General features: G+C 56.2%; 6 protein-coding genes. 4 read left to right on the top strand and 2 right to left on the bottom strand.

Annotation, left to right across the window (positions count from 1 at the left end):
- Nucleotides 1-375 precede the first annotated feature (375 nt).
- Nucleotides 376-1,965, top strand: coding sequence for a bifunctional phosphoribosylaminoimidazolecarboxamide formyltransferase/IMP cyclohydrolase (purH, locus tag OGX66_RS02620; RefSeq protein ID WP_270939471.1), 1,590 nt, complete (start codon nucleotides 376-378; stop codon nucleotides 1,963-1,965).
- A gap of 15 nt (nucleotides 1,966-1,980) precedes the next feature.
- Nucleotides 1,981-3,270, top strand: a complete 1,290-nt coding sequence (purD, locus tag OGX66_RS02615; protein ID WP_270939472.1) for a phosphoribosylamine--glycine ligase — start codon at nucleotides 1,981-1,983, stop codon at nucleotides 3,268-3,270.
- Here purD and zraR read toward each other — a convergent pair.
- Nucleotides 3,267-4,592 carry a sigma-54-dependent response regulator transcription factor ZraR gene (gene zraR / locus OGX66_RS02610; protein ID WP_032937287.1) on the bottom strand — a complete coding sequence of 442 codons (1,326 nt, stop codon included), beginning with the start codon at nucleotides 4,590-4,592 and terminating at the stop codon, nucleotides 3,267-3,269. The two genes, purD and zraR, sit on opposite strands and share 4 nt — an antisense overlap.
- A 5-nt stretch (nucleotides 4,593-4,597) precedes the next feature.
- The gene (gene zraS, locus OGX66_RS02605) at nucleotides 4,598-5,983 is read right to left on the bottom strand and encodes a two-component system sensor histidine kinase ZraS (RefSeq protein WP_003845320.1); all 1,386 of its coding nucleotides are present in this window, start codon (nucleotides 5,981-5,983) and stop codon (nucleotides 4,598-4,600) included.
- Nucleotides 5,984-6,040: 57 nt separating this feature from the next.
- Here zraS and OGX66_RS02600 point away from each other — a divergent pair, with 57 nt between their 5' ends.
- Both OGX66_RS02600 and zraP read left to right on the top strand, forming a co-directional pair.
- A complete protein-coding gene (locus OGX66_RS02600) occupies nucleotides 6,041-6,229 on the top strand; it encodes a hypothetical protein (protein WP_061549661.1) in 189 nt (62 codons plus the stop codon).
- Between the two features lie 18 nt (nucleotides 6,230-6,247).
- On the top strand, nucleotides 6,248-6,691 hold the full coding sequence (zraP, locus tag OGX66_RS02595; protein WP_003842009.1) for a zinc resistance sensor/chaperone ZraP: 444 nt from the start codon (nucleotides 6,248-6,250) through the stop codon (nucleotides 6,689-6,691).
- Nucleotides 6,692-6,715: the final 24 nt, after the last annotated feature.

Raw genomic sequence — 6,715 nt, 5'->3', positions numbered from 1 at the left:
GTTTGTGTGAAGTGATTCACATCCGCCGTGTCGATGGAGGCGCATTATAGGGAGTTTCCTGTGGCCCGCAACCCTTAAATTGCAGAAAAATGACTGACTGCTGCATTCCACAGCAAAACCCCGCCTTATACCTATTTACGCACAGAGTTATCCACAAACCACACGATCGTTTCTACGATCCTCTCGTTATATCAGCCTCTTTCAACAGAAAAAGAAGAGGTCAAAATCGAAAATTAAAAATTCGCGAGCGTTGCGCAAACGTTTTCGTTACAATGCCCCCGCACAACAAGGATGCCCCGTAAGGGGCGTTAGCTGAGTTTTTAGCCAAGAATTCACCTAACGCTCTCTGTAATAGTCAAATCCAGGGGATTTACCATGCAACAACGTCGTCCAGTCCGCCGCGCTCTGCTCAGTGTTTCTGACAAGGCCGGTATCATCGAATTCGCTCAGGCACTTTCCGCACGTGGTGTGGAGCTGCTGTCTACAGGTGGCACTGCGCGCCTGTTAGCGGAGAAAGGTCTGCCAGTGACCGAAGTTTCCGATTACACCGGCTTCCCGGAAATGATGGATGGACGCGTGAAGACCCTGCATCCGAAGGTCCACGGCGGCATCCTCGGTCGTCGCGGCCAGGATGATGCCATTATGGAACAACACCACATTGCTCCTATCGATATGGTGGTTGTTAACCTGTATCCATTCGCCCAGACCGTCGCCCGCGAAGGCTGTTCTCTGGAAGATGCGGTAGAGAACATTGATATTGGCGGCCCGACCATGGTGCGCTCCGCTGCCAAGAACCATAAAGATGTAGCTATCGTTGTGAAGAGCAGCGACTACGACGCCATTATTAAAGAGATGGATGCCAACGACGGTTCTCTGACCCTCGACACCCGTTTCGATCTCGCGATTAAAGCCTTCGAACACACCGCCGCTTACGACAGCATGATCGCCAACTACTTCGGCAGCATGGTTCCGGCCTACCACGGTGAAAGCAAAGAAGCCGCCGGTCGCTTCCCACGTACGCTGAACCTGAACTTCATTAAGAAGCAGGATATGCGCTACGGCGAGAACAGCCACCAGCAGGCTGCCTTCTATATAGAAGAGAATGTTAAAGAAGCCTCCGTTGCCACCGCGCAGCAGGTACAGGGCAAAGCACTTTCCTACAACAACATCGCCGATACCGATGCGGCGCTGGAGTGCGTGAAAGAATTCAACGAGCCAGCCTGTGTGATCGTCAAACACGCGAACCCGTGTGGTGTAGCAGTAAGTACCTCTATTCTTGACGCTTATGACCGCGCCTATAAAACCGACCCGACCTCCGCGTTCGGCGGCATTATCGCTTTCAACCGCGAGCTGGATGCCGAAACCGCGCAGGCAATTATCTCCCGCCAGTTCGTGGAAGTGATCATTGCGCCATCCGCCACTGAAGAAGCACTGAAGATCACCGCTGCTAAGCAGAACGTTCGCGTACTGGTCTGCGGCCAATGGGCGCAGCGCGTTCCGGGCCTGGACTTCAAGCGCGTGAACGGTGGCCTGCTGGTTCAGGACCGTGACCTCGGTATGGTGAGCGAAGCTGAACTACGCGTAGTGACCAAACGCCAGCCGACCGAGCAAGAGCTGCGCGATGCGCTGTTCTGCTGGAAAGTGGCGAAGTTCGTGAAATCCAACGCCATTGTTTATGCCAAAGAGAACATGACTATTGGCATAGGCGCAGGCCAGATGAGCCGCGTGTACTCCGCGAAAATCGCCGGGATCAAAGCGGCCGACGAAGGCCTGGAAGTGAAAGGTTCTGCAATGGCTTCTGACGCTTTCTTCCCGTTCCGCGATGGGATTGATGCCGCTGCTGCCGCGGGCGTAACCTGCGTGATCCAGCCGGGCGGTTCTATCCGCGATGACGAAGTGATTGCCGCCGCTGACGAGCACGGTATCGCGATGGTATTCACCGACATGCGCCACTTCCGCCATTAATCCACGGAGCAGACGATGAAAGTATTAGTGATTGGCAACGGCGGGCGCGAACACGCGCTGGCGTGGAAAGCGGCGCAGTCGCCGCTGGTTGATACCGTTTTTGTGGCTCCGGGCAACGCGGGCACCGCACTGGAACCCGCCCTGCAAAACGTGGCTATCGGCGTAACCGATATCCCGGCGCTGCTGAGCTTTGCCCAGAATGAGAAGATCGATCTGACCATCGTTGGCCCGGAAGCACCGCTGGTGATTGGCGTGGTTGATGCATTCCGTGCCGCCGGCCTGAAAATTTTCGGCCCAACCGAAGGTGCCGCGCAGCTGGAAGGCTCCAAAGCCTTCACCAAAGATTTCCTCGCGCGCCACCAGATCCCAACGGCGGAGTACCAGAACTTCACCGAAATCGAACCTGCGCTGGCTTACCTGCGCGAGAAAGGCGCGCCGATCGTTATCAAAGCCGATGGCCTGGCTGCCGGGAAAGGCGTTATCGTGGCGATGACGCTGGAGGAAGCCGAAGCCGCGGTTCATGACATGCTGGCCGGCAACGCGTTTGGCGACGCGGGCCACCGCATCGTGATTGAAGAGTTCCTCGACGGTGAAGAAGCGAGCTTTATTGTCATGGTCGACGGTGAGCACGTGCTGCCGATGGCCACCAGCCAGGACCACAAGCGCGTGGGCAATGGCGACACCGGCCCGAACACCGGCGGGATGGGTGCCTACTCCCCTGCTCCGGTAGTGACTGACGAAGTCCACCAGCGCACCATGGAACGCATCATCTGGCCAACCGTAAAAGGCATGGCGGCGGAAGGTAACACCTATACCGGTTTCCTGTACGCGGGTCTGATGATCGACAAGCAGGGCAACCCAAAGGTTATCGAGTTCAACTGCCGCTTCGGCGATCCGGAAACCCAGCCGATCATGCTGCGCATGAAGTCCGATCTGGTGGAGCTGTGCCTCGCCGCCTGTGACGGCAAGTTGGATAAGAAAACCTCCGAGTGGGACGAACGCGCCTCGCTGGGTGTGGTCATTGCCGCCGGAGGTTATCCGGGTAATTACAATACCGGCGATGAGATCCACGGTCTGCCGCTGGAAGACGTCGCTGACGGTAAAGTGTTCCACGCGGGCACCAAACTGTCTGCAGACGATCGCGTGCTGACCAACGGTGGTCGCGTGCTGTGCGCCACCGCGCTGGGCAACACCGTGGCTGAAGCGCAGAAACGCGCTTACGCCCTGATGACCGACATCCGCTGGGATGGCAGCTTCAGCCGTAACGACATCGGCTGGCGTGCCATTGAACGCGAGCAACGCTAACGCGAAATTTTCGCCAGCAGCGTTTTACGCGTAATGCCTAACTGACGGGCGGCTTCCGTTTTATTGCCGCCCGTTTTTTCAAGCGCCGCCAGAATCACCTCCTTTTCGACATCCACCAGCGGTTGGATCTCGCCACTGAATTCCGTTTTTATCGGCGTCGCGGCAATCGCCATCGGCAGTTCACGTTCGGAAATATATTCCCCCGTCAGCAGCACCACCGAGCGCTCAATCGCATTTTCCAGCTCACGAATATTGCCCGGCCAGTCGTAGTGGATCAGCAGATCCATCGCCTGCGGAGTAAAGCCTTTCACCGCTTTACGGTTACGCGCGGCAAAACGCTGGAGAAAATGTTCGGCTAACAGCGGAATATCTTCCCGGCGCTGGCACAACGCTGGCATTTCAATGGTGACGACGTTCAGACGATAGTAGAGATCCTGACGAAAGCGCCCGGCGCTGACTTCCTCTGCTAGATCGCGATGCGTAGCGGCTATCAGCCGGACATCAACCGCAATGGTCTGATTGCTACCAACTCGCTGCACTTCTCGCTCCTGGATAGCCCGCAGCAAACGCACCTGCATCAGCGGTGAGATATCGCCAATTTCATCAAGAAATAACGTGCCACCATCGGCTTCCACAAAGCGCCCTTCCCGGCGTTTATCCGCCCCGGTAAACGCCCCTTTCTCGTGACCAAACAGCTCGGACTCCAGCAGCGATTCATTAAGCGCCGCGCAGTTGAGCGTCACCAGCGGCTTATCGCGACGGGCGCTGCTGGCATGCAGCGCCCGGGCCACCAACTCTTTCCCCGTGCCGGAGTCTCCGTGAATGAGCACTGTCGCATCTGAGGGCGCAACCATCGCGATTTCATTGAGCAACTTCTGCATCGCCGGACTGCTGCCAATCATGCCAAACTGCGCAGCCGACGCCGATGGCAGTTCAGCGCCCATTTCCCGCGTATGCGCCAGCGCCTTTTCCAGCGTCTCCTGCAGACGGTCAAAATCCAGCGGCTTGATTAAGTAGTCCAGCGCCCCGGTTTTAAGCGCCTCAACGGCGGTCTCTACGCTGGAGAACGCCGTCATGATCAAGACCGGAATCGCCGGATTCAGCGCTTTAATCTCTTTCAGCGTTGCGATGCCGTCCATCTCCGCCATGCGTACATCACACAGCACTAAATCAAATACGCGTTCGCGCACCTGTTCCAACGCCGCTCGCCCGCTATAGGCCAGCGCGACCTCATAACCCCAGCCGCGCAGCAGCGCCTGTAAAATGGTGCAGTGGCTGATATCGTCATCTACTACCAGAATATTGATTTTTCCGCGCGTCATCCTTGTTAATCCTGTTGTTTCGCTTTGGTCGGCAGCCAAAGAGTAAAGGTCGCACCTTTGCCCTCAACGCTTGCCACCTGAATGGTGCCACCATGCTGTTCGATAATGTTCTGCACTACCGCCAGCCCGAGGCCGGTTCCGTCAGCTTTGGTTGTAAAGTAAGGCGTAAAAATGGCCTCCAGCTGTTCCGCTGCAATTCCCTTCCCGCTATCGGTAACCACAATTTTAACGCGATCGCCGCTGCTTTCATTCGCTTCAACCGTGATCGTGCCCTGACGACCAATCGCATGAATGGCGTTCAGATACAGATTCAACAAAACCTGAGTCAGTCGGTCAGGATCGGCCTGGATAGCGGGCAGCGTAGAATTGGCCGAAAAGCGGAGCTGGATTTCCCTGCTTGCCGCATCCTGACTCACCAGGTGTAATGAGTGGGTGATAACCTCATTGAGATCCACCTGTTGCAGCGTCAGATGTGCAGGCTTCACCAGCTCCAGCAGCTCGCTCACCACCCGATTTAAACGATCCGCCTCTTTCGCCATCACCTGTGCCAGCTCATGCGACTCGCCTCCTGCCGGGGTTCGCTCGGCAAAATACTTCGCCAGACCTTTGATCGATGAAAGCGGATTACGAATTTCATGCGCCACTCCAGCCGCAAGATGCCCGAGCGCTAACAGTTTTTCTTTACGCTTCATCGCATCCTGAAGTTCTTTGTACGAGCGCTGATAGCGCTGATACCAGAAGAACGTCAGCACGGTGGCCAGCAACACAGCCGCCAGCGCACAGAGGACTATCAGTGTGTTACGCCACTCTCTTGCCTGAGTCGCGGTGAGATCGCTGGCATCAAAGGCGATAAATATGGTTTGCGCTGGGGTGATAAGCTGCCCGTCATTGCTGGCACAGCGCGCCATGCCGTGGCGTCCTGGACCATACATCGGCTGAAACTGGCGATAAATTTCTAGGGCCGGCGTTTTTTCACCATCCCTCGCTGGAATTTCAATATTCCGCCAGCTTTCTTGCTCCCCGGGACTAAGCTGTCGCAGGACATCCGGTGAATAGAGCGTTTTCCCGACCATCGCGGCATTGCTGTGAGTAATAATGACACCATGCTCATCGACGACGGCAAACCATAGCACGCCTGGTTGTACGGCCATTTCCTCCAGTAGCGTCTGCTGCTGGGCATGATGCATGCGCATCCCCATGCCTACACGCGTACCAGACTCCAGAGCGCGAATGAGCACGCTGCCTTTTTCCAGTAGCGTTTGCCGCGCGGCGCCACTTTCCCGCCCATAGTCCCGAATAGTCATAATCGAAAACCAACCGACCAAAATCAGGATTGCCGCCAGCAAGAGTCGGCTCAACCACTTTGCCACCGTATCCTTATAAAGACGCATACGCTCTCCCTTCACCCCACTTGTTCCTTTCATCGTTGCAGGTATACAGCAGAAATCATGCCATTTTTTCCCCCAGATAACCCTGCCCTCAGACACAAACAGCTGAAAGTACCGGGTAAAAATGACTCGCAGGCGCGTTCTGGCGAGTCATTTTTACTCGTTTCCCTGCAAAGACGGCGGGTACAACGCCCGCAGGACTGGGATTGCCGCTTTGGCACGGAAGATGCAAAAGGGAATGTAAGCTAACCAACAGGAGAACGAACGATGAAACGGAACAACAAACTGGCACTGATTGCACTTTCTCTTATCGCACTGGGCTCCACCCCGGTACTGGCGCAGAATCACTGGGGATATGGTGATGGAATGCAGCAACGGGGCAGTACCCCAATGACCGCTGAGCAGCAGGCTGCCGCGCAGAAAATCTATGATGATTACTACTCCCAGACCAGCGCGTTGCGCCAACAGCTGACATCCAAACGTTATGAGTACAATGCACTATTAACGGCCAGCTCGCCGGACACGGCAAAAATTAATGCCGTTGCAAAAGAGATGGAAGCGTTGAACCAGTCTCTGGACGAGCAGCGTGTTAAACGCGATGTCGCAATGGCGCAGGCTGGCGTGCCGCGTGGCGCGGGAATGGGCTACGGCGGATGCGGCGGTGGCGGTAACCATCGCGGCGGCGGCCATATGGGAATGGGTCACTGGTAAAAGACTTAATGCCTGATGACGCCA

The organism is Citrobacter sp. Cf072, assembly GCF_030334485.1.
In the GTDB taxonomy this organism is placed as follows: Bacteria; Pseudomonadota; Gammaproteobacteria; order Enterobacterales; family Enterobacteriaceae; genus Citrobacter; species Citrobacter freundii.
Note: the sequence above shows the minus strand (reverse complement) of the source record. Positions and strands in the feature narration are given on the sequence as shown.